Below are 25,830 nucleotides of genomic sequence, written 5' to 3'. Positions count from 1 at the left end.
GCTCACACTCCGACCTGAGGAGGACGACATGCGTAAGATCACTTTGTGGTTGCTCGCCACGATCGCCGTGGTGGTACTTCTCTTCAGCTACAAGACGTCGACCGGATCCGACAGCTCGCCTCTGGCCGAGACTGTTAGTGGCGCAAACGCGCCGGCCGCGGAGACCGGCCTCGGCTCGGCGGCGACGCCCGGGACGTCACGGGGCACCGTCGCACGGTCCGGTTCCACCACCGTCGCCGACGGCCCGGTCGTGCAGACGAAGCGGGGGAACGTCCAGGTGCGGGCCAGCATCAACGGCGGCCGGATCACCGAGATCACGCCGGTGACGGTGCCGAGCACGAACAGCCGCTCCCGCGAGATCAACAAGCACGCGGTGCCGCAGCTGCGCACAGAGGCGCTCGCCGCGCAGAGCGCGCAGATCGATGCGGTGTCCGGTGCGACGCTGACCAGCGACGGCTACGCGAAGTCGCTCCAGGCCGCGCTGGACGGCGCGCACTTCAAGGCCAAGCCGTGACCCGGCAGGCGTTCGTCGAGCAGATCATGGGTCTGCCCGTCAGCGTGCACGTGCGCGGTCCCGGTGCCGACTCCCCGGCGGCGGCGAACGCCGTCGCCGGGGCCTTCGCCGAACTGCGCGCGATGGACGCCGTCTTCAGTCTGTACCGCCCGGACAGCCAGCTGAGCGCCCTGAACCGGGGAGAGCCGATACACGAACCGCTGGTCGACACGGTCCTCGACCTGTGCGAGCAGGCGCGCCAGCGTACGAACGGCTACTTCGACGCGTACCTGCCCGAACCCGGCGGTGGCACCCACTTCGACCCGTCCGGCCTCGTCAAGGGCTGGGCCGTCGAACGCGCCGCGGAGCACCTGGAGGGGTACGAGTTCTACCTGAACGCCGGTGGGGACATGACGGTAAGCGGATCCTGGCGCGTGGGCGTCGAGGATCCGGCACAGCCAGATCAGCTCCTCACCACCCTCGAGATCGTCGACCAGGCCCTCGCCACCTCGGGCACCGCACACCGCGGAGCACACATCGTAGATCCATACACCGGCGCCCCCGCCCGGGGCCTGCGCTCGGTCACCGTCATCGGCCCGTCTCTGACCTGGGTGGACGTGTACGCCACCGCAGCGGCTGCGCAGGGGCCCGCGGCGGTGACCTGGCTCGCGACGCTACCCGGGTACGAGGCCCTGCTCGTCGACGACGATGGCGCCCTACTGGCCACGCCCGGCTGGCCACTACCCGCGTAAGGGCGTGGCCGGCAGGTGGGCGCGTTGCTCGGTCGGCACAGCCGCGTCGTTTCGGCGCTGTCGGGTATCGCCCTGGTGGCCGCCTCGTTGGCGAACCGGTTCGGGGTCTTCGAGGGCCGCGTCGCGTCTGCCAGATGTTCGGCGGGGCGGTGGCGTGATGGCAAGGACGGCCGGATCATGACACGCAGACTTGGACAACTCCACCCGGCCCAACATGCGCCAACCCCGATGATATGGACCTTCCCCGACATACCGCCCAGCTTGACCAGTGCCGGGCCCACCTCGCAGCTCTGGATCGCAAGCAGCCGGACCGATGCGCTTCTGCACACGTTGTGCGCCCATGGACACGCCGCACGGCATCGGTGGGTGGCGCGGGCTACGCGGGTCAGTCGCCGGCCAGGGTGAGTAGCCCGTCGGCGGTGACCTCGAAGCGGGCTCCCAGGCGGCTGAGCAGGTCGGCGAGCCAGTGCGCCTCGAGCGCGGCAACCGCGACCACGGCAGCGCGACGCCTGAGTCGGGAGAAACGGACAGCGGCGGGCGTACTCGGCATGGTGGGGGCCCCTCATCAGGGGTAGACGGCAACCGTCTCCGACGATCATGTCGATCGAAGGGCATGCCTGTGAGGAGCTGCCGTCGGACATTGAGCATTCGGCTCCTCCTGCGCCCGCCTCGCACACCGCAAATCACAGAAGAGGAGGTGAGAGTTATTCGTCGTGTTTCCTGGCATGCCCTCCGGTGACCGCTGGCCGGCGGCGCGCCAGCCTCTCCGCCAGCACCGGCATCCTGCGGCCACCGCCCATGCGATGCTGGCTAGAACTGTCGAACAGTGCCGGAAGGACCGGGCTCGGTGTATGTGCCGGAGTGGTCACCGACCTCGACGACATGCCGCTTGGAATTCACGATCAGCGCCGAGGCCCGGCGGACCGAAACGGTGCTCGACCCGTCAGCGGCCGGTGACGTGCACACGGCTGCCCGGCAGCGGGCCGCGGTCAGCCGCGCAGTCGCACGCGGTAATTCAGGCCAGACCGGCGCAACTCGCCTGCTGGATCCGCGGTCACTGGTCAATCGAGAACCGGCCGGGCTCGCGGTGCGAAGCCGGCCGTCACGTCGAGCGGTGCTCAGGCGACGCGCAGCCCTCGTCGACGCCAAGCAGTAAGCCGTGCGCCCACGCACTCCTGCGGGCTGCGCCGGAATCGGCTCGGTGTCGAGGTCGGCCGTCAGGCGGGGATGTCGGCGACGCCGTTGGGGAACATGGATCGGGCGGCCTGGACCAGGTCGAGCGACTCACGGAGCAGCTTGATCTTGCCGTTCTCGGCGACCAGGCGTCCCATGTACAGCTGGCTGAAGGGGCGTCCCGTCGCGGTGGTCCGCTCCACCGACCACTCGCCGACGACCTGGTCCGGCGTCTCCATGAAGATCTTCACCTCGTCGAAGCCGAAGGTCGGCACCGCCTGCAGCAGGCCGACCAGCAACTGCCGAACGCCCTCGCGCCCCTCGAAGCGCCAGCTACCCCCGAACGACTCCAGATAGGGCAGTTCGACCGCGCCGTCCTCGGCGAACAACTCCGCCGCCGCGTCCGGGTTTGAAATGTTCCCCGTGTACGCCAGCAGCAGCTCACGCGCGTTCATCATGTCGATGTCCTCTTCTTTTGATGGGATGGCAGTTCCTGCACCGGCCGGCGGCGGCCTTCCGTCAGCCGCCGCCCTCGGCGGACTGTTCAAGCGACGGCCTCGCGCCGTCGGCGGCAAGCTGACGCTCCTCGGCACTCGCGGGGCGGCGTCAGGAGCCGCCGTAGCGGCTCCTGACGCCGGGTCTGGTCAGACCTGGTTCGCGCCGCCGTCGACGAAGATTTCGCCGCCGGTGATGAAGCTGCTCTGGTCGGAGGCGAGGAACAGGGCGGCGTTGGCGATCTCCTCCGGCTGGCCCATCCGGCCCATCGGCACGGTGGAGGCGAGCATCTGGATCAGGCCGGCGGCCTCCTCCGGGCTGTTGGCCAGCCCGGTGATGCCCGGTGTCTCGGTCGGGCCCGGAATGAGGGTGTTGACCCGGATCCGGCGGCCGGTCAGTTCGGCGGCCCAGGTACGGCCGAAGGAGCGGATGGCGGCCTTGGACGCGGCGTATACGCCGAAGGCGGGGGTGCCGCTGGTAGCGGCGGTCGAGCCGGACAGGATGACCGACGCGCCGTCGTTGAGCACTGGCAGGGCCTTCTGGACGGTGAACACGGTGCCGCGGACGTTGCGGTCGAAGATGTCGGTGTAGTGCTCGACGGTGATGTTGCCCAGGGGCGCGAACTCGCCCCCACCGGCGTTGGCGAAGAGCACGTCCAGGCCGGCGCCGTGGGCGGTGATCGCGTCGATGACGCGGTCGAGATCGTCGAGGTTGCTCACGTCGCTGCGGATGCCCGTGGCGGCCGGACCGATGGCCGCGACGGCCTCGTCCAACTGCTGCTGGCGGCGTCCGGTGACGAAGACGTGCGCGCCCTCGGCGGCGAAGCGGTGGGCCGCGGCCAGGCCGATGCCGGTGGTGCCACCGGTGACCAGGGCGGTCTTGCCGTTGAGCTGTGCCATCTGTCGTACTCCTTGGAACTTGGGTGGTGTGGGATGGGTTTCATGCATCGCCGATCCGGGTGTTGGCACCCGGGCTGGCCAGGGTTGGTCGGTGCGCGGTCCTCGCGGTGAAGCGGGGCAGTAGCGCGGCGAGTTCCCGCCACTGCTCCCGTGGCGGGCCGGCACCGTCGGTGTCGGGCCGCAGGACGTGGAGGGTGATGTGGTCAGCCCCGGCATCCAGGTGGGCCTGGACGCGGTCGGCGACGTCGTCGAGGTCGCCCCAGGCGACCAGCGCGTCGATGAGCCGGTCGCTGCCGCCGGGGACGAGGTCCTCCTCGCCGAAGCCGAGGCGGGCCAGGTTGGACCGGTAGGCGGGGAAACCGATGAACATTCCGACGCCGGCGCGGGCGGCCGCCCGCGCCCGGTCGGGGTCGCGGTCCAGGACGACCGCCAGGTGCGGCGTGATGAGCGGTCCGTCGCCCACCCGCGCCCGCTGGCGGGCCGAGTGCTCGGGAGTCACCAGAAAGGGGTGCCATCCCGAGGTCCGCGCGGCGGCCAGATCGACCATTTTCGGGCCCAGCGCACCCAACAGACGCCGCTCGGCAGGGATGGGTCGGGGTGCGGCGTCGAGGCCGTCGAGGAATCGTGCCATCGACACCGTCGGCTTGCCGTAGTCCTGCCCGGCATTGGCGGCGGAGTGGGCGTTGCTGACCCCCAGGCCCAGCACGGCCCGCGGCCCGTACGCCGCGTCCAGCGCGGCCCACCGGTCTCCGAGTGCGGCCGGGTCCTGGCCCCACATCGACAGCACGCCGAGCGCCACGGTGGCGCCGGGCGCGGCGGCCAGCAGGTGCTCGACGTCGTCGACCGCCCCCTGGCCGTCCAGCCCCGGGACCCAGAGCGCGGGAAAGCCGAGCTGGTCCAGCTCCGCAGCGGCCTCGCGGACCTCGGGCCGGGCAGCTTCGCGTAGCTCCATGCTCCAGATCCCGATCGCGCCGATCGTCCGCTTCATGTTCTCCATCTCGCCCCCTTCACAGTTCTGTACCGAGCGGTACACAACAAGCTAGCAGCCCCTGCCGGCATTCGCCAAACTTTTGTACCGATCGGTTTCACCTGCGGTAGTCTTGGCGTCAGGAGGGGGTGAACGGGATGACCCAGATGGGACGACCGCGCGAATTCGACACCGACCAGGCGCTGGATCGGGCGATGGAGGTGTTCTGGCGGCACGGCTACGAAGGAGCCTCGCTGGCCGACCTCACCGCGGCCATGGGCATCAACAAGCCGAGCCTGTACGCCGCCTACGGCAGCAAGGAGAGCCTGTTCCGCAAGGTCGTGGCCCGCTACGCGGACGTGGAGATGGCTTACGCGCGCAGCGCGCTCGATCAGCCGACGGCGCGCGAGGTGGCGGCGGCGTTGCTTCGGGACAACGTGGTGGCGCTGACCCGCCCGGACCGGCCGGCCGGATGCCTCTCTGTCCAGGGCGGCACTGCCTGTAGTACCGCGAATGCGGCGATCTCGCAGTTCCTCGCCGCCAGCCGGCAGGCCGGCGAGCAGGCCATCGCCGCTCGCTTCGCCCGCGCCGTCGACGAACGAGACTTGCCGCCGGACGCCGACCCGACCGCGCTGGCCCGCTTCCTGAGCGTCGTCACCGAGGGACATGCTGTCCACGCCGCAGCGGGCGCCCATCGCGGCCAACTGGAACAGTCCGCCGAGATCGCGCTGCGCGCCTTCACAGCGGCGGCGTATTCCGTCCGCGCTGCCAGGTGATCGACCCGGTCGAGGCGTTCGTTTCCCCATGCCAAGACGACGGCGGCTCGCTGTGGCACCACGTCACCGTCCAATCCGGCGGTGGCGTCAGGGCCAGTGGTGTGGATCCTGATCGACTTCGGTTACGCCTACATGACCTGCCTTCAGGACGTCTGATCCATCCGGCGCTAGCCGGGTGGTGACGGCGGCTCGGGTGGGCGTCCTCTCGCGCGGGCCGCGTCGGAGAAGGCGATCCCGGCCAGGACCGCGGTGGCGGAGAGGGCGGCCATGAGTGGCGGCATCAGGAGCATCACCGGCGTCAGGCAGGCCAACACGAGCAGCCCGATCGGTCGATCCCGGGACACCCGGGTGAAGACCGCGTACTCGAAGCGGGCTCGCCCGGCCAGGAACAGCGCGGGTCCGCCGAGGATGACGGCTGTCCAGGCCGGTTGGGTGTGCCCGGATGGATGGGCGATGACGAGTTTGGCGCCGACGGCGGTGACGACGACGCCGGCCACCATGACCAGGTGGGCGTAGAACGCCGACAGGCCAAGGCGGGCCGGGTCTCGGGATGCCGAGATGGCTGCGGCCGACAACTCCCCGGCCCGGTAGATGTAGATGCGCCAGAGCAGCACCGTGGTGGCGAGAGACACCAGGAACGCCGTCGTCGGCTCGCGTGCGAAACCGTTGCCCCCGAGGGTGGAAGCGGAGACCAGGATCAACTCGCCGAGCGCGATGATGAAGAACTGCCGGTGGCGCTCGGCTAGGTGCTCGGCCGCACTCGGCAACTCCGAGGTCGGCGAACGGCCCAGGCCCGGCGTGCGGTATCGGAGTTTGCCGGCCGCGTAGTCCAGCGCGACCGCCAGTGCCCAGAGTGCCTCACGGACGGTGCCTTGCACGAGCGCCCCCACGATCCACGGCACGGCAGATACGCAGAACCAGATGAGCACCCGTGCCGCGCCGCGCTGCAGTTCGTGGCCCCACAGGGCGATTAGAAGGACGAGGCTACGACCGATCTGGATGCTGACGTAGGCGCCGGCGAAGACCAGGCCCTGCGCGCCGAACGCCGCCGGAAGCGCGACAGCCATCAGCAGGCTGCCGACCAGGGTCGCGATGACCAGCAGCTGTATCGCCGGCCGCTGCGGGTCGAACCTGTCGGGGATTGTCGCCGTGCTGCACCAGACCCACCAGGCCGCCAGCAGCAACACGAGCGTGTGGAAGGCGCCGCGCCACGTGGCCTCCTGGCCGAGCACCTGCGAGAGCTGGGTGAGCACGTAGACGAACGCCAGGTCGAAGAACAGTTCCAGGAACGTCGCCCGTTGCGGATCCCCGGGTTTCCGCAGCAGTTGGGCTGCTCTGCTCGTCGTCATCGGCTCGCCCGTCCTGTGGCTTCGCGCCCGCATTGAGGCATTCGTACCATGCGGCAGTGTCGGCGAACACGGATCCGCGGCCGCATGCCGCGCGGGTGGGCGCCGCAACGTCGTCGAACGCTGCCTCACCCACCTCAAGCTCGAAGAGGGCTCTAGCGAGGTGCGGCGAGGATGTCCCGGAGCACGTCCTCCAGCGTGACCCGGGCCAACTCGCGCCTCAGGGTCTCCTCGATGCCCTCGTAGATGCCCTGCATCGCCGGCTGGATGCCGTAACCCACCACGCACCCCTGGTCCGGGGTCGCGCGGTGCATCGCGAACAGCGGGCCGGGTTCCACTGCCTCGTACACGTCGAGCAGGGTTATCGACTCCAGCTCGCGCGCCAGCGACCAGCCTGCGCCCACGCCCCGCCGGGACTCCACGAGCCCCGCCCTGCGCAGCTCGCCGAGCAGCCGCCTGATCACCACGGGGTTGGTGTTCGCGCTGGTCGCGATCTGCTCGGAAGTGGCGACCGCATGGCCCTGGCGCTGGTAGAGGCTGATCCAGGCCAGCGCGTGAGCGGCGATGGTCAATCTGCTGTTGGCGCTCATGAACCCTCCCCCTCGGCCGTAACGCTCCATGTTACGACCCTCACGTTGTAACAACAAATGTTGCGACCATCCTGTCGTAACTACTAGCGTTACGACTCTTGGACGGATCAATCAGCGAGGTGGAAAGAATGAACAAGCCGCTCACGAGCAAGGTCGCCCTGGTCACCGGCGGCTCCCGTGGGCTGGGAGCCGCGACCGTACGGCTGCTGGCCGAGCAGGGCGCCGACGTCGCGTTCACCTATGTCAGCTCAGGGAAGCAGGCGCAGGCCGTCGTCGAGGAGGTGCGTGGCAAGGGCGCGAAGGCCGTCGCCTTCAGGTCCGACCAGGCAGACACGAGCCTGGCGCCGGCGCTGATCGACGACGTGGTCGCGCATTTCGGCGGTCTGGACATCCTGGTCAACAACGCCGCGATCTCGCCCGAGCAGGGTCGGACCGTGGACGACCCGGACGTCGACACCGCCGCACTGGACCGCATGCACGCCACTAACTACCTCGGCGTGATCGCCATCATCCGGGCCGCCTCGCGGGTGCTGCGCGCGGACGGCCGCATCATCACGGTGAGCTCCGGACTGGGCTCCCGGGTCGGCGTCCCGGGCCTTGCCGACTACTCGGCGACCAAGTCGGGGATCGAGAGGTACACCATGGGCGTCGCGCGGGACCTCGGGCCCCGGGGCATCACGGCCAACGTCGTGGAGGCCGGGCTGATGGAGAGCGGAATGGAACCGCCGGACCCCGAGACCCTCAAGGCCCTGCTCAGCTCGCTGTCCCTGCAGCGCATGGGCCACCCCAGCGAGATCGCCGCGGCGATCGCCTTCCTCGCGAGCCCCGCCGCGTCGTACGTCACGGGCGCGGTGCTGGACGCCCACGGCGGCTACAACGCCTGAGCCCCTGCCGCGCACTCCAAAAAACCTGGCTCTGACCGCAAATCTGTGGCGTCGAGCAACTACTGCACATCCCATCAATCAGGAGAAATCATGAGGGTATTTCTGGCCGGCGCGTCCGGCGTGATCGGGCAACGGCTGATCCCCCGGTTGGTTCAGGCAGGGCACGTGGTGGGTGGCATGACGCGCTCGCCCAGCAAGACGGAGTTGCTGGGCCAGCTCGGTGCCGAGCCGATTCTGTGTGATGTCTTCGACCGGGACGCACTGATCCAGGCGGTTCGCGAGTTCAACCCCGACGTCATCCTGAACGAGCTGACTGATCTGCCGGATGAGGTGGAGAAGATCGGTGATCACGCGGAGCTGAACGCTCGCATCCGGACCGAGGGCAACCAGAATCTGATCGAGGCGGCACGGCAGAGCGGATCGCCGAAGATCCTGGCCCAGACCGTCGCCTGGCAGTTGCCTGACGGCCCCGATGCCCTGGCCGTCGCCGAGCTGGAGCGTTCCGTTCTCGCCGAGGGCGGCGTCGTGCTGAGCTACGGGCAGTTCTACGGGCCCGGCACCTACAACGAACAGCAGATCCCCGCGGAGCCGCGCGTGCAGATCGACCGTGCTGCCGAGCTCACAGTGGAACTGCTGGGTGAGCCGTCGGGCGTCGTCGTCGTCACCGACTAGAGCCGCCATCCGGCCGCCGAGCTGCGCTGCCAGCTGCGCCCGGCGGCCGGCCACCACCCGATTCTTCAACCACCGCACCCTTGCGCGTGGTCTCTCCAAGGAGCCGTCCTGTCCTCATCTCAGGTGATCACCGAGGCACCCGCGACCTCCGGCCGGCGCACTCTCCCCGCCGGACTGGCGTTGACGGGTGCGGCGCTCGCGTTCACAAGTCTGTATCTCGCGGCAGGCGCGCTGACGCCGCTGCTGGTGCTCTACAAGCAGCAGTGGGAGTTTGCGCCGTCGCTACTCACACTGGCGTTCGCTGTCTACGCGATCGGCTTCCTCGCCGCCGTCCTCACGCTGGGATCGCTGTCTGACCATGTCGGCCGGCGCCCGGTGCTGATCGGATCTCTGGTCATCCAGCTCGCGTCGAACGTCCTGTTCCTCGTCGCCGCCGATATCAGGTGGGTGATCGCCGGCCGCATCGTGCAAGGTGTCGCCAGCGGCGCGGCGACGGCTGCCTTCACCGCGGCGCTCGTCGAACTCGCCCCGCAGAACAAGAAGCGACTGGGCACGATCCTCGGCAGCGTCGGCCTGACAGGCGGCCTGGGCGTCGGCTCCTTGCTGGCTGGCCTCGCGATCCAGCTCACACCCACGGCGAATTCCATCATCTTCACCGTCCTGATCATCCTCACGATTCTCGGGGCCGCCGTCGTCGTCCTGTCTCCGGAGACCATCACACCCACACCCGGCGCGCTGCGCTCGATGGTCCCGCGCGTCGCGATCCCGCCCGCCGCCCGGAAGGAGTTCGCCGCTGCGGCGCCCGTGGTCGCCGCAGTCTGGATGCTCGCAGGCCTCTCCGGAGGACTGGCCCCGAGCATGGTTCGCAGCGTCTTCCATCTGGACAGCGGCCTGCTCAACGGCCTGGCCGGGTTCATCGCGCCGGCGGTATCGGCCGTCATCGGACTGTCGTTCGCACGCGTCGACCCCCGGCGCGCGATGACCATCGGCATCTACGCGTCGATCGTCGGGGCCATCGGCATCATCGGTGGCGTGTTCGCCGGAAGCCTGACAATCATGATTATCGGGCAGGCCATCGCCGGTGTCGGCTTCGGTGCATCCTTCACCGCAGCGCTGCGCCTCATCTTCCCGCTCGCGGCAGCGCATCAGCGCGCGGGCATCGTCGGCGGAATCTACGCCGTCTCCTACGTCGCCTTCGGAGTGCCCATCGTCATCGAGGGCCAGATCGCCGGACCTCTCGGCGAGGTGCCAGCAGTCGTCTACTACACGGCATTGACCGTCCTCCTCGCGTTCACCAGCCTCATCGCCCAGACCCACATCAAGCGCCGCGCCTGAAGCCAAGGACACCACGCGGGCAACTGAAGAATGGCTGAGCGCGAAGAGTGGTGGGGACATGCCCGCGGCCACCACCCGGAGTGACGGGATCATGGCCGCGGGCACGACGGGGGCGGGTCAGCCGCTGAGCAGCGTGCTCGCGTGCTGCGGATCGCCCGGGTCGCAGCTGCTGTGCATACATCGAGAGCAGCCCGCTGTCCTGCCACGCGGACTTCGCTGTCGGGCCACTGACTGGTGCCTGATCGCTCAACCACGCTGGGGTTCGGCCAGCCGGTTCAGTTCGGTGACGGCGAGCCGACGCACAGCTTGGTCGGAATCATTGGCATACCGGCGGAGGATGCCCGGGGCAGCTTCGGGCGCGAGATGTCGTGCCACGACCGCGACCCGCTGGCGGACCATCGGGTCCGGGTCGTCCGTCAACTCGACCAGGAGTTGGCTCCCGTGGGCTGGGCTGGTGCTGGCGAGTCCGCTGAGGGTAGCCGCTCGTACCGCGGCCTCGCCGTCTCGCGCCAGCATCGCGAGCTGCGGTGCCACGCGGGAATCCGAGTCGACCGCCTTCGGGAGCGCTTTGGCGGCCTGGACCCGCATCTGCGGGTCCTGCCGGGCAGCCAACGCCAGCAGTGCGTCGACCGCGGCCGGCCCGCCCACCGAGCCAAGGGCTTCCACGGCGTCCTCGCGGACATGCCGGTTCGGGTCGTCGAGCAGCTGCAGCAGAGCCGGCGTCGCCTCTTCATTGCCGAGTCGCCCGAGTGCGTACGCGACCATGGACCGTACCCGTGGGGATCGGTCGGCGGCGAGAGCAACCAGCGGCGCCACCGCGTCAGCCCGGCCGGTATACCCGAGCCTACTCACCGCCGACACCCGCACCTGCTCATCCAGGTCACCCAACGCGCCGGTGAGCGCGGCGAATGCCCAATCGTCGCCGACAGGGTCAGGGATTGAGCCGATCGCCAGGGACCTGACCCTCGGATCCGGGTCGGACGCGGCCGCAGCAAGCAGCTCCACATCTTGCGCTTCGACCACGAACCCAAGCGCCCACAGCCCCACGCGGCGAAGCTCGGGCGTATCGCCGGCGGCGAACTCACGCACCACGCGCCGGCTGGCCGCCCGATCCGCGTGCATCAGCTCGATAATCTCAGCCTGCAAGCTGTCCTGGTCGTCGCCCAGGTCACGGGCCGAGGCGCGCAGTAGCCCTGGCAGTGCCGCCACCCCGTGAATACCGGCCAGGACGGCGGCGACCAGGTCGCGGCCGTAGAAGTTCTCCTCATCAAGGAACCGGTCCAGCGCCTCCTGCAGCTGCGGCACCATACTGGTATCCCCGCACGCCGCCAACGCCGTAACGACAGGTGCCACCTCCTCGTAGTCGTCCTCCAGGTGTACGGCATGCCGAACCACGGCCTCCAACGCCCCACGACTGTCGATCATCCGCGCACCATGCCACACCGCTGGAACAGACCACAGCTCTGCCACCGCCACCAAGACCGCCCTGCGCAGCCTCGCCGCCGCTGGCTCGCGCTCCAGACCGAGATCAACGACCTCGACAGCCACCTGACCAGCCTGTTCACCGCCGTAGCCCCGGACCTGGTCGCCCTGCCCGGCGTCGGCGTCGACACCGCCGGCCAGCTCGTCACCGCCGGCGACAATCCTCACCGGCTGCGGTCTGAAGCCGCCTTTGCCCGACTCTGCGGAGTCGCCCCCATCCCCGCCAGCTCAGGACGCACCGACCGCCGCCGGCTGCATCGCGACGGCGACCGTGATGCCAACAGCGCCCTGTGGCGCATCACCCTGGTCCGCATGCGCTGCCACCAACCAACCAGGACTGCGTCGCCCGCAGGTTAGCGAGGGTAAGACCAAGACCGAGATCATGCGCTGCCTGAAGCGCCACATCGGAGAGACGCTCACCGACAGCTCACGAACTCGGCATAGCCAACAATCGGTCTCGACACCAGTAGCCAGATCCGGCACGCTGCACCGGTGGCGATCGACACCACCGGCAAATTCTGGCGCGGCGACGACTTCACCGACCTCGTCGACTACTTCCGCGAGTACCAGCCCGGCGGCTACCCGGTGACTCGGGTCAAGGAGATGATCTGCCAACAGTGCGACGGCAAGACCTTCACGGTCTCCGGACGGCGCGTGCGGACACCGCCGCCTGACTTGGCGGTCTCCGGCCCCCGCGGTCAATCCTCGATCGCCTGGTAGACAACGGTCCAGAAGTCGTGCGACATCGGCAGCCTCTGGTCGCCCGCGTGCGGCCGCTGCCTGATGAAGATCGTTGTCATATCCTCGGCGGGATCGTCGTACCAGGCGGTGCCGTAGAAGCCGGGCCATCCGTAGCTCCCGACCGAGGGGCCGAGGTGCGTGCGGCGGGTGCGGACCGACATCCCGAAACCCCAGCCCATGGTGTCGACGTACTCCGGCCAGAACCCGGAGACTGCCTTCTGCGCCGGGGTCAGGTGGTCGCTGGTCATCAGCGCCACCGATGGCCGCGAGAGCACCCGCTCGCCGTGGTGGGTGCCGCCGGCGAGCAGAGCCGAGGCGAAGGCGAGGTAGTCGTCAGCGGTCGAGACGAGCCCGCCGGCCACCTCCTTCGAACGCCGGCGGCCGGCTCCACTTCCCGTAACGGTGCTGGTAACTGGGTTCTCCTCGCCGTCATGCGGCCCCCAGCTCCGTGGTGAGGGTCGCGATCGCGAGGAGCGCTGAATAGCTGGCCAGCCCGACGGTGAACCAGGCGAAGCTCGAGTGCCGCTCGGGTGCCAGTTCGTCGACGAAGACGTTGAGCAGGATCCCGCCACCGAGAAACGCCGTGAGCAGATTCATCACCACGCTGGTGGGCTGGGCGACGACCGCGGTCAACCAGCCGGCACCGGCGCCGGCGACGAGAACAAGGCGCCACCGCGTGGTGAGGCTGACCGGGAAGTGCTCGGCCAGCACGCCGTCGGTGGCCAGCACGTGCAGCCCCATGGCGACGGCGAACAGCGCCGCCGGTGCGAGGCCCGCGTCCAGCTTCGTGGCCAAGGTGTACGTGATCAGGCCGCTGTAGAGCGCGAAGAAGCCGAGTTGACACGCGAAGACCAGCCGGGTGGGCTCCTGCTCGTGCCCTTTCGTCCGATGGGTGGCGCGTTCCAGGGCGTAGAACGTGAAGAAACCGATCAGCGCGACGAGGAACAGGATGAATCCGCGCACCCGGCCGGCGCGGACCTCTTCCTCCAGGACGTGGGCGACCGCCTCGTTGCCCTCGGCGAGGCGTGGCAGGAGGTAGAGGAAGACGTACGCTGCGGCGATGCCGCCGCCGAGCGAGGTCGCCGCCTGGGTGGGCACCGGCAGCGTCCGCCGGATGTACGGCGCCAGCAGGTGAAGGGCTCCCAGGACCAGCGTCACCGCGAGAGTCGCCCACAGACTGCCCGCTTGGCTCAGCGTCACCGCAGCGTACGGGGTTGGTTGTCTGCCTGGTACGGCCGCTGCCCGAGCATGGTTGCGATCCTACGAGCGGCACCCGGGCTGTCGGGTCGGAATGGGCAGCTACGTCGCCGGTTGAGGCGGGTTGAGCCAGGCCAGGTCGGACGTCAAGGACGTGCAGCTACAAACGCGGTCCCTGGCTTGTTGCACCGCGGTGCACGAGTGGTGCGCGGTCAGCCTGGAGGGCGGCCGTCAACTGATCCAAGCCCAGCGAACCCAGCTCCAGCGCGTGACGATGGAATGCACGCCGGTCGCCGGGGAAGGACGAGCGGCCTGCCAGCCACACGCGCTCACCCACCTTGTAGGCCAGCGCCTGCCCTGGCCGGCCCAGGTAACGCCCGAGTTCGGCGGAGGCGTACGGCCCCTGGTGACAGCGGTCCCGCAGCAGCTCCAGCGCAGCATCCGGCGTCCACACTGCTCCGTCGCCAGAGGGCATCGGCAGTCGCAGGTGCAGGCCGATGTCGAGCACAACCCGTGCCGCCCGCAGGAGCTGCATGTATAGATGTCCCAGTCGAGCACCCGGCTGTTCATAGAGCCCGAGCTCGTCTATGAACCGCTCGGCGTACAGTGCCCAGCCCTCCTGGCTGCCGGAGAGGCCGCCGAGCAGGTTCAGCCGCTGCCCGAGGCCTCCCCGGCAGACCTCGGAGCCGAGGTGGAGGTGGTGGCCGGGGACGCCCTCGTGATAGGCGGTGCTGTAGGCGTACCAAGTCGGGAAACTCGCTCCGTCCTCCGGGAGGGACCACCAGACCCGACCCGGCCGCGCCAGATCCGGCGACGGCCCGATATAGGCAATGCCGGACGACGTGGTCAACCGCGACTCGATGCGCCGCAGCGGGGCGGGAATGTCGAAGTACACGCCGTCCAGCCGCTCGGTGGCGGCCTCCAACAGCTCCTGCAGCCACGCGGCGAACGCCTCCCTGCTGTGCAGCGTGCCGGGTGCGTCGGGGCTGCCGAGCCAGGCAAGCACCTCTGGCACGCTCCCGCCCAGGGCCTTCGCTTCCGCGATCAGCTCTGCCTCTATCGCTCGGAACTCGTCCCAGCCCCAGTCGTACAGCTCGCGCAGGTCAGGCTGGGCCGCGAGGAAGGTGCGCACCCAGAGTGCGTACCGCTGCTGGCCGAACGCTTCCTCCTCAACGGCCCGCGGTGCCAGGTCCGCGGTCAGCATCTCGGCCAGTTTCTGGTACGCCCCGCGCGAGCCCGTCGCTGCGGCCTGCAACGACGCCCTCTGACGCCCCTCGCCGTAGCGATCCACCAGGGCGACATCGTCGTCGATCCAGTTGCGGCAGCGCTGCGTGACGAGCTCCACCTGACGCCACGCCGGCAAATTGCCGCGCTCCGCGGCGAGTAAGAGGCTGCGGGCATACCCGTCCAGGGCCGCGGGGATCGCGGCCAGGCGTGCGCCGACACGAGCCCAGCCCTCCTCGAATTCCGCGCCCTCGGCGCCGCGGCTGGGAACCGCGGCCTCGACGGCCTGGCGGATGAGCTGGAGCGGACCGGTGGCCGCCGTGTGCAGTTCGCGCAGGTCCTCCCCGGCGTCGTGAAAGGCGATACGCGAATGCAGCCGTTCGGCGAGGTGGGCGTGCAGCGGGGTCGCGGCCGGCAGTGCGTCACCCAAGATCTCGAGCTCGCGCAGGGCGCGGGCTGCGAGGTCGGCGCGGGCCTGGTGGCCCTCCGGGCCGTAGTCGGTAAGCCCGTCGACATCCTGCTCGCCAGCCTCGACGACCGCTGCGCAGGGGTCGAGGCGGGCCATGTCGCGCAGGAGCCGATCCGCGAAGTCCTCGATCATGGGGCCGATGCTAAGGGCCTTGCCCTAGCTGCCGTGATGCGAGCCTGCATCGATCGCGGCAAGCGGTTCAGAACCCATCTGACAACTTCCGCTCATCGGCACGACAGCACCTTGGGACACCGGGCACCCCGGTTACGGTCCGTAGCGACCGGTCGACGGGAGATCCGGATACCTGACCTTGACAAATCCGCACGGCGGCGGTGGCAACAGCCGTGACGGTGACATCCGGGTCGTGGATCAGGCCGGTCAGGAGGCCGGTTTGCTGGTGGGCGACCGGTGGCCTCCGTGGGACGCGACCAACGCGTCTGCCACGATTTGAGCGTCAGCTTCTGCGACGTCCGCTGGGTACTCCGGTAGCAGGTCGTCCCAGACGACCAGCCACGACCCGTACAATTGGGCCTGTCCTTCGGGCCGAGCGAAGAACCAGACGTGCAGGTGGGCGCCACCATCTCCGATGCGGTAGACGTGGGCCCGCGAGATGTGCGGCAGTGCCTGCATGTGGCGGACGATGCGAGTGCTCAATAGCCCCAGTTCGGCGGCCAGTTCGTCAGGTAGATCCGCCATGTCGTAGTGATCGCGCGGATACAGCATGAGCACCAACGGGACGCCCACTCCCGGAATCCGGACCAGCCGCCAGTGATCGTTGAACCAGATCCCTTCGTCCCGGTCGCGGCAAGCGTTGCAGTCCGACGGATCCTCGCCGTGCCGCGCGGGCTCCGGGAGTACCGGCGGGCGCAACGGCGCTACGCGCAGTCCGTCCGGCTCGAACGGACTGATCTCCCATCCTGTCATGCGTGCCAACGGGAGCCGGCGCTCGCCATCCGCGACGGCGACTGCGTGGTCATAGAACTCGTCCGGTCGCAAGGCCATGCGGCGAAGACTAGTACGACAAGATCCCGAGCGATCGATAGCCCCGTTGTGGCTGCCAGGCACCGCCCAATGGTCTCGTACTCGATGGCCCGGATGAACCCGAAGCATCCCCTCGTCGGCAGATCCGGTCGTTCAGCGACCGGTGAGCCGGCGCCCTGATCGCGGCAATGAGCGAATGCCGTGAGTAGTGCGCTGCTGGCGAGCACCGCAAGGGTCGCGGCTGTGTCAGAGGTTGTCGAGGTAGACGACCACCGCGTCGGGCGGTGGCGCCGATCGCAGGATGGATGCCGGCTCGGCGTCGGCGTACAGCCACGCATGGTGCGGTGTCCAGTTCAGGATCCCGCCGGTCTCGCGGTCGCCGGTATAGAGGCCACGTCTTGGCTCGAGTGGCCACCCGCGGCCGCGAAGGTGCTCGACGAGCCGGGTCACCGTCGTTGCCCGGCCGGCACCGTCGGCGGCCGTCACCACGAACTCGGCCGTGCAGTTGCCGCTGCTGCCGCCATCGGCGCAGGTGTCGGCTGATACCAGGCGCAGCAACGCCGGTAACGGAAGGATCTCATCGGCTCGGACGGCGACCCGCAGTGAACCATCGCCGTCGGTTTGGACCAGGCCGAGCCCGCAGCCGCACAGAAGCACCATGCTGGCGAGTGGCGCCACAGAGGCGACCCAGGCGACATAGAGCACTGTCGACCGCTGCGCAAGATGGCTGAGCACTCCGTGTGAAGCAGGACGCCGCACCGACTCTGACTGGACAAACGAAGACCCGCAGGTCATGGTGGGTGCGGTTGAGCGCCGTTCGGTGCCGTTGGGCGCGGTTCAACGCCGTTCAGTGCACCCGGCTGCTCCCACCCTGCTCCCCGCTCTCGGGCCCTCGAGACCGACGGCACTGATCGGCTGAACCGGCCTCGTGTTGGGCAGGCCGACGCCCGTGTGGACGCCGGTTACGCCGTGCTGGGGCCCTCCGCTGCGACGCAGTCGCTGCCCGGAGGTCAGCGCATTCCGAAGCTCCCAAACCGCTCCTCCGGGCATACGCCAGCCCGCTCGCCGAGCCGACCGCAGCCGCCCAAACTACCCGAGGCCTGAGATGCCAGGCACCCAGACGGATCCGAAAGGCGTCGCCGACGGATCCGACGGAGGGGTCGATGCCAGCGGAAGCGCCTTCCGAGTCATACTCGGCCTCCTACGGGTACGTCGTGATTACGACGTGCAGGTTGCGAGGGCCGTGGACGCCCTCGACCCGATTGAGTTCGATGTCGCTCGTGGCGGAGGGTCCGCTGATCCAGGTCAACGGCCGGTGCGGATCGACCCGGGCGAGGGCGTCCGGCACGGTGGCGACGACCTGGTCAGCCCGCAGTACGCAGACGTGCACGTCCGGCACGAGGCTGATGACCCGGCGGCCCTGGTCCGGAGCGGCGTCGAGAATGATGGTGCCGGTTTCGGCGATGGCCACTGCTGCCGCGGTGACCACCCCGTCCATGTCGTCGATTTGCTCGGCGGCGTGGTTCTCGTCGGCCGTCGCCGCGACGGTGGCGGGCAGCCAGTGCCGGGGAAGTCCGGGCGGGATCACGACGCGCCGGCCGCCGAGAACCTGGTCGACGACCTGCGCCACTTCGTCGTCGGTGCATCTGTGTACGGTCGCCCGGTAGTCGGTGAGCCGGCGCACCAGCACCTCAAGGTCGACGGCGGCACCAGCCGACCGGACGTCCCGGGGGACCGCAGCCGGAGCCGGTGGCGGCTCGCCGAAGGCCGCACGGATTCGGCCGAGGATGAGCTCGCGTGCGTTCACCGCTCGGCCCACCACTGGCGGAAGGTCTGCCGCGGTGCAGCCGGGATGTCCCGGCTGGTGGTCCAGCCGTTCAACGGTGGTGGTAGGGCGCGGCCGGCCAGCCGACCGAGGCCCGCAGCGCGCTGCGCGGCCGCGTACAGCGCCGGGTGGTCCATGGTGTATGCGGCTGCGGCCATGGCGATCGCCTCACTGCGCGGATGGGGGGCCTCGCTACGCAGGTGGACCAGGATCGACGGGATGTCGATCATGACGGGGCAGGCGTCGTAGCAGGCCCCGCAGAGCGACGACGCGTACGGCAGGGAGGCGTTGTCGGCGACGCCGGTGAGTTGCGGGGAGAGCACCGCCCCGATCGGTCCCGGATAGACCGAGCCGTACGCGTGCCCGCCGGTGCGCTCGTAGACGGGGCAGACGTTGAGGCAGGCGGAGCAGCGGATGCAGTGCAGCGCCTGCCGGCCCACCGGGTCGGCGAGCACGGCGCTGCGCCCGTTGTCCAGCAGCACCAGGTGCACCTGCTGCGGCCCGTCGCCCGGGGTGACCCCGGTCCACATCGAGGTGTAGGGGTTCATCCGCTCCCCGGTCGAGGCCCGGGGCAGCAGTTGCAGGAACACCCCGAGGTCGGCCCAGGTGGGGATGACCTTCTCGATGCCCATCACGGTGATCAGGGTCTCGGGCAGGGTCAGGCACATCCGCCCGTTGCCCTCGGACTCGACCACGGCGAGGGTGCCGGTCTCGGCGACGGCGAAGTTCGCCCCGGAGACGGCCACCCGCGTGCTCAGGAACGTCTGGCGCAGGTGCCGGCGCGCGGCGGCGGCCAGGGCCGCCGGCTCGTCGGTGAGGTCGGGGTCGACGCCGGGCATCGCCCGCAGGAAGATCTCCCGGATCTCCGCCCGGTTGCGGTGGATCGCCGGCACCAGGATGTGGCTGGGCCGGTCGTCGCCCAGCTGCACGATCAGCTCCGCCAGATCCGTCTCCACGGGTTCGATCCCGGCCGCCTCGAGGGCCTCGTTGAGACCGATCTCCTGGGTGGCCATCGACTTCACCTTCATCACCCGGTCAGCGCCGGTGGCCCGGACCAGGTCGGTGACGATCCGGTTCGCCTCCACCGCGTCGGCGGCCCAGTGCACCGTGCCGCCGGCCGCGGTGACCGCCGCCTCCAACTGTTCGAGCAGCTCGGGCAGGCGGGCCATGGTGTCGGTCTTGATGGCCCGGCCGGCGGCGCGCAGTTCCTGCCAGTCCGGCACCTCACCGATCACCGCGCCGGACTTGGCGCGGATCGTGCTGGTGGCGTGCCGCAGGTTGCGGCGTAGCTGCGCGTCGCCCAAGGCCCGCCGGGCGGCGACCGGGAACGGCTCGTCTCCGCGCAGGTGCCCCACGCCGGCCGGGGCGGTCGCCGGCATGCCGAGGAACGTCCGGGTCATGGCCGCACCCCCAACCGGTCCCGGTCCCCCGCCGTCTCGCTGCCCTCCGTGCTGGCCAGGATCTCCGCCAGGTGCACCGTCCGCACCCCCGCCCGCAGCCGGGACAGCCCGCCGCCGATGTGCATCAGGCAGGAAGCGTCCCCGGCGGTGCAGACATCGGCGCGGGTGGCCAGGACGTTGCGCATTTTGTCGGCCAGCATGGCCGTGGAGGTGTCGGCGTTCTTCACCGCGAAGGTGCCGCCGAACCCGCAGCACTGCTCGGCCTGCGGCAGCTCCACAAGGTCCAGGCCGCGCACCGCGCGCAGCAGCCGCAGCGGCCGGTCCCCCACCCGGATCATCCGCAGTGAATGGCAGGTCGGATGGTACGTCACCCGGTGCGGGAAGTACGCCCCCACGTCCGTCACCCCCAGCACGTCGACGAGCAGTTCGGACAGTTCGTAGGTGCGCCGGGCCACCTCCTCCGCCCGGCTGGCCAGCCGCTCGTCCCCCGCCCGGCGGGCCACCATCGCATGCTGGTGCCGCACCGATCCCACACACGAACCCGAGGGCGCCACCACCACGTCATACGAAGCGAACACCCGCACGTGCCGGCGCACCAGCCGCAACGCCTCGTCGGGATAGCCGGTGTTCACATGCATCTGCCCGCAGCACGTCTGATCAGGCGGGAAGATCACCTCGTGGCCGAGGCGCTCCAACAGCCGTACCGTCGCCTTCGCCGCCTCGGGGAAGAGCGTGTCCGCGAGGCAGGTGACGAACAGGGCGATACGCATGCTCAGCCGCCTATCTGGTCCATGGCAGCCCGCCAGGCCGCCCCGTCCGACGCCCGGTGTGCCGGAGCTCATCCGAGCCCGTCCTGAATCGTTTCATGTACTGGCTTGGACCGTAGGGGGAGGCATTCGCGAGCGTCAAGGCTTTCCCTGGGATTTCTTGCCTGCTGCTGGACCGAGCCTGTGGCATGTTCGAGACCCTCTCGCTTCAGGGCGACCCGGGCGCCGGCCACCCGGGACCGGTTCGATGAAACGTTTTAGGCGCTATAGACTGCGCGTCACCAGCCGGTCGAACCGGTTCCGGCCGGTGCCCGTACAGCTGCGGACACAGCGCCCGCACCGGCGGCGGGCCCGCAAGCCAGCCCGAGCGGTCGAGGGGAGCTATGGCAACGGCGAACATCAAGCAGGTAGCCCGGCACGCCGGCGTCTCCCTCGGTACCGTCAGCAACGTGCTCAACCGGCCCGACACGGTTGCCCCCGCGACCCGGCAGCGGGTACTCGATGCCATCACCGAACTCGGCTACGTCCGCAACGACTCCGCTCGCCAGCTGCGCGCCGGCCACAGCCGCACCGTCGCCATCGTCGTGCTGGACGTGGCCAACCCCTTCTTCACCGACCTGGTGCGCGGCGCCGAGCAGGTGGTCGAGGACGCCGGTGCCATGCTCGTCGTCTGCAACAGCGGCGAGGACAGCGCCCGGGAACGCCGGCACCTGGACCTGCTGCAGGAGCAGCGGGTACGGGGGGTGCTCATCACCCCGGTCGGCCACGGGTCCCAACCCCACCTGGACATGCTCATCGACCGCGGCATCCCGGTGGTGCTCGTCGACCGGGGCACGGGCCAGGCCAGCCGCTGCTCAGTGGCCGTCGACGACGTGCGCGGCGGCCGGCTGGCCGTGGACCACCTGCTGGAGCGGGGCCACCGCCGCATCGCATACGTTGGCGGCCCGTTCTCCATCGCCCAGGTCGCCGACCGGCATGCCGGGGCCGCGGCCGCGCTCGAGGACCACGGCGACGCCGAGCTGCGGGTCGCAACCACCACCAGCCTCACCGTGGCCGCCGGACGGCACGCCGCCGAGGACCTGCTGGCCCTGCCCGCTCTGCAGCGACCCACCGCCGTCTTCTGCGCCAACGACCTGATCGCGCTCGGCGTGCTGCAGGAGATGACCGCGCGCGGTCTGCGGGTGCCCGCCGACGTGGCCATCGTCGGCTACGACGACATCGAGTTCGCCGGTGCGGCGGCGGTGCCGCTGTCCTCGGTGCGTCAGCCCCGCGAGCAGCTCGGCCGTACCGCGGCCCAACTGCTGCTGGAGGAGGCCTCCTCGGGCGAGACACATCGGCACCGGCACGTGGTGTTCCAGCCGGAGCTGGTCGTACGCCGCTCCAGCGACCAGCCCCGGCGCTGACCCGCGAGCGCGCCCACGATGGCGCGGATCGCGGTCCCGGCGTCGTCGGCGCTCCCGCACTGCGGCGCCGGCCACGCTCCTCGCGTAGCCGGCGCCGTCGATGTGCTTCAGGCGGTCGGCGCGGAACTGCTCACGAACCGCCAGGTACCGGAGCCCACCGTGTGCACCAGGTAGCCGTCCGCCATCCGCCGGGCGGTCACCAGCCCGCCGGGCGACGCCTCGACATCCTCGGCGCGCGCCGCCGGTACGTGCACCTCGGCGGTGGCGCCGACCGGCACCTGCACGGTCAGCTCGAACGCACCGTCCTGGAGTCGCCAGGCCGACGACGCCCGGCCGCGGACCGTGTCGACCGCCGCCGACGCGGCGGACAGCTCGGCGCGGGCGTCCGGGCGGACAAGGACGCTCCCCCAGCCGTCGGCGATCGGGCGTAGGCCGGCCACGTGCTGGTAGAGCCACTGCACGACCGTGCCGTGGAAGTAGTGCTGCCGGGAGCGCGTCGACGTGGGCCACATCTCCCACATCGTGTCGGCGCCGTTGTCCACCCAGTAGCCCCAGCTCGGATACGTCCGCTGCAGCGCCACGCGGGCCGCCACGTCGGCGTGGCCGCGCTCGGTGAGCACCGGCAGCAGGACGCTGGTGCCGAGGCAGCCGGTGTTGAGGTGCCAGCCCCGCTCGCGGATGTCGGCGACCAGGTTGTCCACCACGGCGCCGACCAGATCGTCGGGCACCAGCCCGAATGCCAGCGGCACCGCGTTGGAGGTCTGCCGGTAGCCGGGGTCCCGGGCGGTGCGGTACAGCCCGCGCGCCCGGTCCAGGAAGGTCTCGTTGAGCCGGTCCCGCAGCCCGGCCGCCGCCGTCCGGAACCGGGCGGCCCGCGCGTCCTGGCCGGTCAGCTCGCCGACCTCGGCCGTGGCCACCAGCGCCCGGTACAGGTAGGCGGTGGCGGTCAGGCGGGTGTCCTCCGGCGGGTTGCCGCCGGTGCCCGGCGACAGGTAGTCCCCGAGTGCCGTCACCGCCAACCCGTCGCGCAGCCGGCCCAGCTCCCACTCCAGGTAGTCGGCCACCGGCTCCCAGTGCTGCCGCAGCAGCCGGTCGTCGCCGTACCACCGGTGCATCTCGCGCAGCAGGAACGGGTAGACGGTCGTCCACTCCGGCGCCGGGGCCAGCTCCTGGTAGCCCCAGCCTCCGCTGGGCACGATCACCGGCACCTGCCCCGAGGAGATCTGGCTGTCGCGCAGGTCTCCGAGCCACTTGGTGAAGAACCGGGACAGGTCGAGCAGGCCCGCCATGGTGGGCGCGGCCACCTGCGCGTCGCCGGTCCAGCCGTTCTTCTCGTACATCGGGGTGTCGGTGGGGATGCCGTGCAGGTTGTTGCGCACTGTGCGGCGCATCATCCGCTCGAACTGCTCGAACAGCGGTTCGCTGCAGTGGAACTCGCCGACGTCGCGGACGTCGGAGTGCACCACCTGCATGGTGACGGTGCCGGTGGTGGCCGCGCCGGGCAGTCCGTCGAGTTGGACGTACCGGAAGCCCTTGTAGGAGAAGCGGGGCTCCCACACCTCCTCGCCGCCGCCCCTGGCGACGTACTCGTCCTGCTGGAATCGGGCGGTCAGCACGTTGCCGTTGGCCGCCTCGACGGTGCCGTCGGCGCGCAGCTTCTCGCCGTAGAGGATGCGGATCGTGGTGCCGGCGGGGGCGGTGACGTTCAGCCGCACCCAGCCGGCGGTGGTCCGGCCGAAGTCGGCCACCCAGACGCCGCCGGTCGGCGAGGTGAGCGTGACCGGGGCGACGGACTCGACCACCCGGATGGGTTCGTGCTCCTGCGCGCGCACGGTGCCGGCCGGGGCCTCCAGGACGCTTGCCTTGGCCCATTCGGAGTCGTCGAAACCGGCCGTCGACCAGCCCGCCGGCTCCCGCCGGGCGTCGTAGGTCTCTCCCTCGTAGAGGGAGTTGGAGAGGGTGGGGCTGTCGCTGACCCGCCAGGCGTCGTCGCTGACGATCTCGGTACGCGACCCGTCGGGGTGGTCGACGACGAGGCGGGCGAGCAGCCGGGGCTCCCCGTGCCACGGCGGCTGCTGCCAGCGCCACACGTTGCGGGTGATCATGCCGTAGAAGCCGCGGCCCAGTTCCCCGCCGAGGACGTTCTGCCCCTCGGTAAGCAGATCCGTGACGTCGTGGGTCGCGTACAGCACGGTGTCGGCGTAGTCGGTGAACCCGGGGTCCAGCACCGCGTCTCCGACCCGCTTTCCGTTCAGGTGGAGCACCTGGTAGGCGAGGCCGCTGGCGTACAGCCGGGCCCGGGCCACCGGCTTGGTCAGCCGGAACGCGCGGCGCAGCAGCGGTGCGGGCCGCTCCTGCACCGGCGGTTCGATGCCGCTGCCCCACGGCCCCTGCCCGTACGGGGCGAGCACCACCACGGGCGACCAGCCGCCGTCATCGTGTCCCGGCTGCTCCCAGCCGGACTCGACGGTGCCGGTGGTCCGCCAGCCGGCGGCGGTGACCAGCACCAGCTCCTGGCTGTCGGCGGTCCGGACGACGAGTTTCGCGATGAGGCCGCCCGGGTTGACTGACGGGCCGGGCCGGTTGGTGGCGATCACGGCCAGCACCAGGTCGCCGCCGACGGCGCCCCGGGCCAGTTCGGTGACGTCCGCGACCCGGCCGGTGCGCCAGCCGTCGGTCTGCTGGGGCGCGGAGAGGGTGAGCTGGCCGGCCAGGTACGCGGTGAAGTCGTCGTCGGCGCTCATGATCAGCCGGGCGGAGGTGACGTCAAGCCCGGCGGGCAGGGCCAGCCTGCCCCGGAACCAGCGCGGGCCGGCGGGAGCGTTGTTCACCGTCGCGCCCGGACCCCAGACCCACGACGCACCGGCCAAATCCAGGGCGTGCGGCTGCGGCACCGTGACGTTGCTGCTCCATGGTCCCTGCCCGTAGGGGGCGAGCACCGCCACCCCGGCCCAGCCGGCGTCGTCGTAGCCGACCTCCTGCCAGCCGGGCTGCTCGGTGTCGCTGCTGCGCCAGGAGCCGTCGGTCACCAGCACGAACCGCTCGCCGGTGGAGGTGACCACGACCAGCTTGGCGAGCAGGCCGGCCGGGTTGACCGTGGCCCCGGGCCGGTTGACGGCCACCGCCGCCAGGGTGAGCGTACGGCCGGCGGCGGCGCGGGCCAGTTCGGTGACCTCGGCCAGTTTCGCCTTCTGCCAACCGTTGCTCTCCTGTGGGGCGTGCAGCACCTGTCGCCCGTCGAGGTAGGCGGTGAAGTCGTCGTCCGCGGTGACGACGAGGTGCGCGACCGCGATCTCGACCCCGGCGGGAACCGCGAGCCGGCCGCGGAACCAGCGGGTACCGACGGGGGCGTTGCTCGCGGTGGCCCCCGGAGACCAGATCCACGAGGCGCCGGCGACGTCCACCGGGGCGTCCGCCACGTCGGGCTTGGCACCGACCCAGCGGGCCGGGCCGAAGCCCTCGTCGAGCAGGCCGGTCTCGAACCAGGTGGGGGTACTCCATCCGGTCTCCCGGCCGGCGCCGTCCCACAGCCGGACGGTCCAGTGGTAGCGGGTGCGCGGGGCCAGCCTCGGCCCGTCGTACGCCACGCCGACGGAGCGAGGCGAGACCACCCGGCCCGAGTCCCAGACATCGGCCATGTCCGAGGTGAGCCGGTCCGGGCTGGTGGCCACGAGCACCTGGTACGCGCTTTGGGTGGCGCCGTGGCCGGGGGCGGTGCCGGTCCAGGAGAAGCGGGGCTGCGCGACGTCGGTGCCGAGCGGGTGGTCGGCGTACTCGGTGCGCGGACGGCCGACCGCGAGCGGCCCGGCGCCGGCGCCCGGAGGCGGGGCGGCGGCGGCCGGCGCGGCGGTGGTCGCGCCGAGCGCGACGGCTCCCGCGCCGGCGACGCCCCAGCCGAGCAGTGACCGGCGGCTGAGTTCCGTCCCGTGTCCAGGAACCGGTGGTGGTGTCTGCGCCAT

Annotated in this window: 24 protein-coding genes; 9 read left to right on the top strand and 15 right to left on the bottom strand. The window is 70.4% G+C overall.

All coding sequences use genetic code 11. The features are described from left to right. The first annotated feature begins 28 nt into the window (after nucleotides 1–28). Nucleotides 29–514: an FMN-binding protein gene (locus AB0F68_RS08070; protein ID WP_357333763.1), complete on the top strand. Its 486-nt coding sequence runs from the start codon at nucleotides 29–31 to the stop codon at nucleotides 512–514. Further along, the gene (locus AB0F68_RS08065; RefSeq protein WP_357333761.1) at nucleotides 511–1,245 is read left to right on the top strand and encodes an FAD:protein FMN transferase; all 735 of its coding nucleotides are present in this window, start codon (nucleotides 511–513) and stop codon (nucleotides 1,243–1,245) included. The genes AB0F68_RS08070 and AB0F68_RS08065 overlap by 4 nt, the downstream gene beginning before the upstream one ends. Before the next feature lie 1,217 nt (nucleotides 1,246–2,462). Here the strand turns inward: AB0F68_RS08065 and AB0F68_RS08060 are convergent. From AB0F68_RS08060 to AB0F68_RS08050, 3 genes are all read right to left on the bottom strand, one after another. Beyond that, a complete protein-coding gene (locus tag AB0F68_RS08060; RefSeq protein WP_357333759.1) occupies nucleotides 2,463–2,876 on the bottom strand; it encodes a nuclear transport factor 2 family protein in 414 nt (137 codons plus the stop codon). A gap of 186 nt (nucleotides 2,877–3,062) precedes the next feature. Further along, nucleotides 3,063–3,812 (bottom strand): SDR family oxidoreductase, encoded by a 750-nt coding sequence (locus AB0F68_RS08055; RefSeq protein ID WP_357333757.1) that lies wholly within the window; start codon nucleotides 3,810–3,812, stop codon nucleotides 3,063–3,065. A 40-nt stretch (nucleotides 3,813–3,852) separates the two neighbouring features. Then, nucleotides 3,853–4,809 (bottom strand): TIGR03620 family F420-dependent LLM class oxidoreductase, encoded by a 957-nt coding sequence (locus tag AB0F68_RS08050; RefSeq protein ID WP_357333755.1) that lies wholly within the window; start codon nucleotides 4,807–4,809, stop codon nucleotides 3,853–3,855. 128 nt (nucleotides 4,810–4,937) lie between these two features. Here AB0F68_RS08050 and AB0F68_RS08045 point away from each other — a divergent pair, with 128 nt between their 5' ends. Next, nucleotides 4,938–5,555, top strand: coding sequence for a TetR/AcrR family transcriptional regulator (locus AB0F68_RS08045; RefSeq protein WP_357333753.1), 618 nt, complete (start codon nucleotides 4,938–4,940; stop codon nucleotides 5,553–5,555). Nucleotides 5,556–5,722: 167 nt separating this feature from the next. Here AB0F68_RS08045 and AB0F68_RS08040 read toward each other — a convergent pair whose 3' ends face one another. Together AB0F68_RS08040 and AB0F68_RS08035 are read right to left on the bottom strand one after the other, a co-directional pair. Then, the gene (locus AB0F68_RS08040) at nucleotides 5,723–6,904 is read right to left on the bottom strand and encodes a low temperature requirement protein A (RefSeq protein ID WP_357333751.1); all 1,182 of its coding nucleotides are present in this window, start codon (nucleotides 6,902–6,904) and stop codon (nucleotides 5,723–5,725) included. A gap of 152 nt (nucleotides 6,905–7,056) precedes the next feature. After that, nucleotides 7,057–7,491, bottom strand: coding sequence for an Rrf2 family transcriptional regulator (locus tag AB0F68_RS08035; protein ID WP_357333749.1), 435 nt, complete (start codon nucleotides 7,489–7,491; stop codon nucleotides 7,057–7,059). Between the two features lie 128 nt (nucleotides 7,492–7,619). Here AB0F68_RS08035 and AB0F68_RS08030 point away from each other — a divergent pair, with 128 nt between their 5' ends. From AB0F68_RS08030 to AB0F68_RS08020, 3 genes are all read left to right on the top strand, one after another. After that, nucleotides 7,620–8,375 carry an SDR family oxidoreductase gene (locus AB0F68_RS08030; RefSeq protein ID WP_357333747.1) on the top strand — a complete coding sequence of 252 codons (756 nt, stop codon included), beginning with the start codon at nucleotides 7,620–7,622 and terminating at the stop codon, nucleotides 8,373–8,375. A 90-nt stretch (nucleotides 8,376–8,465) separates the two neighbouring features. Further along, nucleotides 8,466–9,047, top strand: coding sequence for an NAD(P)-dependent oxidoreductase (locus AB0F68_RS08025; protein ID WP_357333745.1), 582 nt, complete (start codon nucleotides 8,466–8,468; stop codon nucleotides 9,045–9,047). Between the two features lie 123 nt (nucleotides 9,048–9,170). Beyond that, nucleotides 9,171–10,382: an MFS transporter gene (locus tag AB0F68_RS08020; RefSeq protein ID WP_357333743.1), complete on the top strand. Its 1,212-nt coding sequence runs from the start codon at nucleotides 9,171–9,173 to the stop codon at nucleotides 10,380–10,382. Between the two features lie 246 nt (nucleotides 10,383–10,628). On the opposite strand, the gene AB0F68_RS08015 is transcribed toward AB0F68_RS08020, so the two are convergent. Next, entirely contained in the window at nucleotides 10,629–12,032 is a 1,404-nt protein-coding gene (locus tag AB0F68_RS08015; RefSeq protein ID WP_357333741.1) for a HEAT repeat domain-containing protein, read from the bottom strand. Here AB0F68_RS08015 and AB0F68_RS08010 point away from each other — a divergent pair. Both AB0F68_RS08010 and AB0F68_RS08005 read left to right on the top strand, forming a co-directional pair. Then, nucleotides 11,931–12,221: an IS110 family transposase gene (locus AB0F68_RS08010; RefSeq protein WP_357333865.1), complete on the top strand. Its 291-nt coding sequence runs from the start codon at nucleotides 11,931–11,933 to the stop codon at nucleotides 12,219–12,221. The genes AB0F68_RS08015 and AB0F68_RS08010 overlap by 102 nt on opposite strands. 135 nt (nucleotides 12,222–12,356) lie before the next feature. After that, nucleotides 12,357–12,584: a hypothetical protein gene (locus AB0F68_RS08005; RefSeq protein WP_357333739.1), complete on the top strand. Its 228-nt coding sequence runs from the start codon at nucleotides 12,357–12,359 to the stop codon at nucleotides 12,582–12,584. On the opposite strand, the gene AB0F68_RS08000 is transcribed toward AB0F68_RS08005, so the two are convergent. The 8 genes from AB0F68_RS08000 to AB0F68_RS07965 form a co-directional block, all read right to left on the bottom strand. Next, nucleotides 12,563–13,087 carry a serine hydrolase gene (locus AB0F68_RS08000; RefSeq protein ID WP_357333863.1) on the bottom strand — a complete coding sequence of 175 codons (525 nt, stop codon included), beginning with the start codon at nucleotides 13,085–13,087 and terminating at the stop codon, nucleotides 12,563–12,565. The two genes, AB0F68_RS08005 and AB0F68_RS08000, sit on opposite strands and share 22 nt — an antisense overlap. Next, nucleotides 13,035–13,763 (bottom strand): hypothetical protein, encoded by a 729-nt coding sequence (locus AB0F68_RS07995; protein WP_357333737.1) that lies wholly within the window; start codon nucleotides 13,761–13,763, stop codon nucleotides 13,035–13,037. The genes AB0F68_RS08000 and AB0F68_RS07995 overlap by 53 nt, the downstream gene beginning before the upstream one ends. Before the next feature lie 199 nt (nucleotides 13,764–13,962). Then, complete coding sequence (locus tag AB0F68_RS07990) at nucleotides 13,963–15,627, bottom strand: DUF885 domain-containing protein (RefSeq protein WP_357333735.1); 1,665 nt, start codon at nucleotides 15,625–15,627, stop codon at nucleotides 13,963–13,965. Nucleotides 15,628–15,873: 246 nt separating this feature from the next. Next, the gene (locus AB0F68_RS07985; protein ID WP_357333733.1) at nucleotides 15,874–16,497 is read right to left on the bottom strand and encodes a hypothetical protein; all 624 of its coding nucleotides are present in this window, start codon (nucleotides 16,495–16,497) and stop codon (nucleotides 15,874–15,876) included. Between the two features lie 225 nt (nucleotides 16,498–16,722). After that, nucleotides 16,723–17,181: a hypothetical protein gene (locus AB0F68_RS07980; protein ID WP_357333731.1), complete on the bottom strand. Its 459-nt coding sequence runs from the start codon at nucleotides 17,179–17,181 to the stop codon at nucleotides 16,723–16,725. A 496-nt stretch (nucleotides 17,182–17,677) separates the two neighbouring features. After that, on the bottom strand, nucleotides 17,678–18,283 hold the full coding sequence (locus AB0F68_RS07975) for an LUD domain-containing protein (protein WP_357333729.1): 606 nt from the start codon (nucleotides 18,281–18,283) through the stop codon (nucleotides 17,678–17,680). After that, nucleotides 18,280–19,701, bottom strand: coding sequence for a lactate utilization protein B (locus AB0F68_RS07970; RefSeq protein WP_357333727.1), 1,422 nt, complete (start codon nucleotides 19,699–19,701; stop codon nucleotides 18,280–18,282). The genes AB0F68_RS07975 and AB0F68_RS07970 overlap by 4 nt, the downstream gene beginning before the upstream one ends. After that, nucleotides 19,698–20,471, bottom strand: coding sequence for a (Fe-S)-binding protein (locus tag AB0F68_RS07965; RefSeq protein WP_357333725.1), 774 nt, complete (start codon nucleotides 20,469–20,471; stop codon nucleotides 19,698–19,700). The genes AB0F68_RS07970 and AB0F68_RS07965 overlap by 4 nt, the downstream gene beginning before the upstream one ends. A gap of 380 nt (nucleotides 20,472–20,851) precedes the next feature. On the opposite strand from AB0F68_RS07965, the gene AB0F68_RS07960 reads away from it, so the two are divergent. Further along, a complete protein-coding gene (locus AB0F68_RS07960; RefSeq protein ID WP_357333722.1) occupies nucleotides 20,852–21,871 on the top strand; it encodes a LacI family DNA-binding transcriptional regulator in 1,020 nt (339 codons plus the stop codon). Nucleotides 21,872–21,978: 107 nt separating this feature from the next. Here the strand turns inward: AB0F68_RS07960 and AB0F68_RS07955 are convergent, their stop codons facing one another. Beyond that, a complete protein-coding gene (locus AB0F68_RS07955; protein WP_357333720.1) occupies nucleotides 21,979–25,830 on the bottom strand; it encodes a family 78 glycoside hydrolase catalytic domain in 3,852 nt (1,283 codons plus the stop codon).

The organism is Micromonospora sp. NPDC023966 (genome assembly GCF_040639095.1).
In the GTDB taxonomy this organism is placed as follows: domain Bacteria; phylum Actinomycetota; class Actinomycetes; order Mycobacteriales; family Micromonosporaceae; genus Micromonospora.
This window is presented reverse-complemented; position numbering and strand designations above follow the sequence as displayed.

What these genes read in the sequence shown, in the direction of transcription:
- AB0F68_RS08035 (WP_357333749.1), bottom strand. Translation starts at nt 7,491, where the DNA reads ATGAGCGCCAACAGCAGATTGACCATCGCCGCTCACGCGCTGGCCTGG.
- AB0F68_RS08070 (WP_357333763.1), top strand. Translation starts at nt 29, where the DNA reads ATGCGTAAGATCACTTTGTGGTTGCTCGCCACGATCGCCGTGGTGGTA.
- AB0F68_RS07955 (WP_357333720.1), bottom strand. Translation starts at nt 25,830, where the DNA reads ATGGCGCAGACACCACCACCGGTTCCTGGACACGGGACGGAACTCAGC.
- AB0F68_RS08060 (WP_357333759.1), bottom strand. Translation starts at nt 2,876, where the DNA reads ATGATGAACGCGCGTGAGCTGCTGCTGGCGTACACGGGGAACATTTCA.
- AB0F68_RS07960 (WP_357333722.1), top strand. Translation starts at nt 20,852, where the DNA reads ATGGCAACGGCGAACATCAAGCAGGTAGCCCGGCACGCCGGCGTCTCC.
- AB0F68_RS07970 (WP_357333727.1), bottom strand. Translation starts at nt 19,701, where the DNA reads ATGACCCGGACGTTCCTCGGCATGCCGGCGACCGCCCCGGCCGGCGTG.
- AB0F68_RS08050 (WP_357333755.1), bottom strand. Translation starts at nt 4,809, where the DNA reads ATGGAGAACATGAAGCGGACGATCGGCGCGATCGGGATCTGGAGCATG.
- AB0F68_RS07965 (WP_357333725.1), bottom strand. Translation starts at nt 20,471, where the DNA reads ATGCGTATCGCCCTGTTCGTCACCTGCCTCGCGGACACGCTCTTCCCC.
- AB0F68_RS08040 (WP_357333751.1), bottom strand. Translation starts at nt 6,904, where the DNA reads ATGACGACGAGCAGAGCAGCCCAACTGCTGCGGAAACCCGGGGATCCG.
- AB0F68_RS08055 (WP_357333757.1), bottom strand. Translation starts at nt 3,812, where the DNA reads ATGGCACAGCTCAACGGCAAGACCGCCCTGGTCACCGGTGGCACCACC.
- AB0F68_RS07990 (WP_357333735.1), bottom strand. Translation starts at nt 15,627, where the DNA reads ATGATCGAGGACTTCGCGGATCGGCTCCTGCGCGACATGGCCCGCCTC.
- AB0F68_RS08025 (WP_357333745.1), top strand. Translation starts at nt 8,466, where the DNA reads ATGAGGGTATTTCTGGCCGGCGCGTCCGGCGTGATCGGGCAACGGCTG.
- AB0F68_RS07985 (WP_357333733.1), bottom strand. Translation starts at nt 16,497, where the DNA reads ATGGCCTTGCGACCGGACGAGTTCTATGACCACGCAGTCGCCGTCGCG.
- AB0F68_RS08030 (WP_357333747.1), top strand. Translation starts at nt 7,620, where the DNA reads ATGAACAAGCCGCTCACGAGCAAGGTCGCCCTGGTCACCGGCGGCTCC.
- AB0F68_RS08045 (WP_357333753.1), top strand. Translation starts at nt 4,938, where the DNA reads ATGACCCAGATGGGACGACCGCGCGAATTCGACACCGACCAGGCGCTG.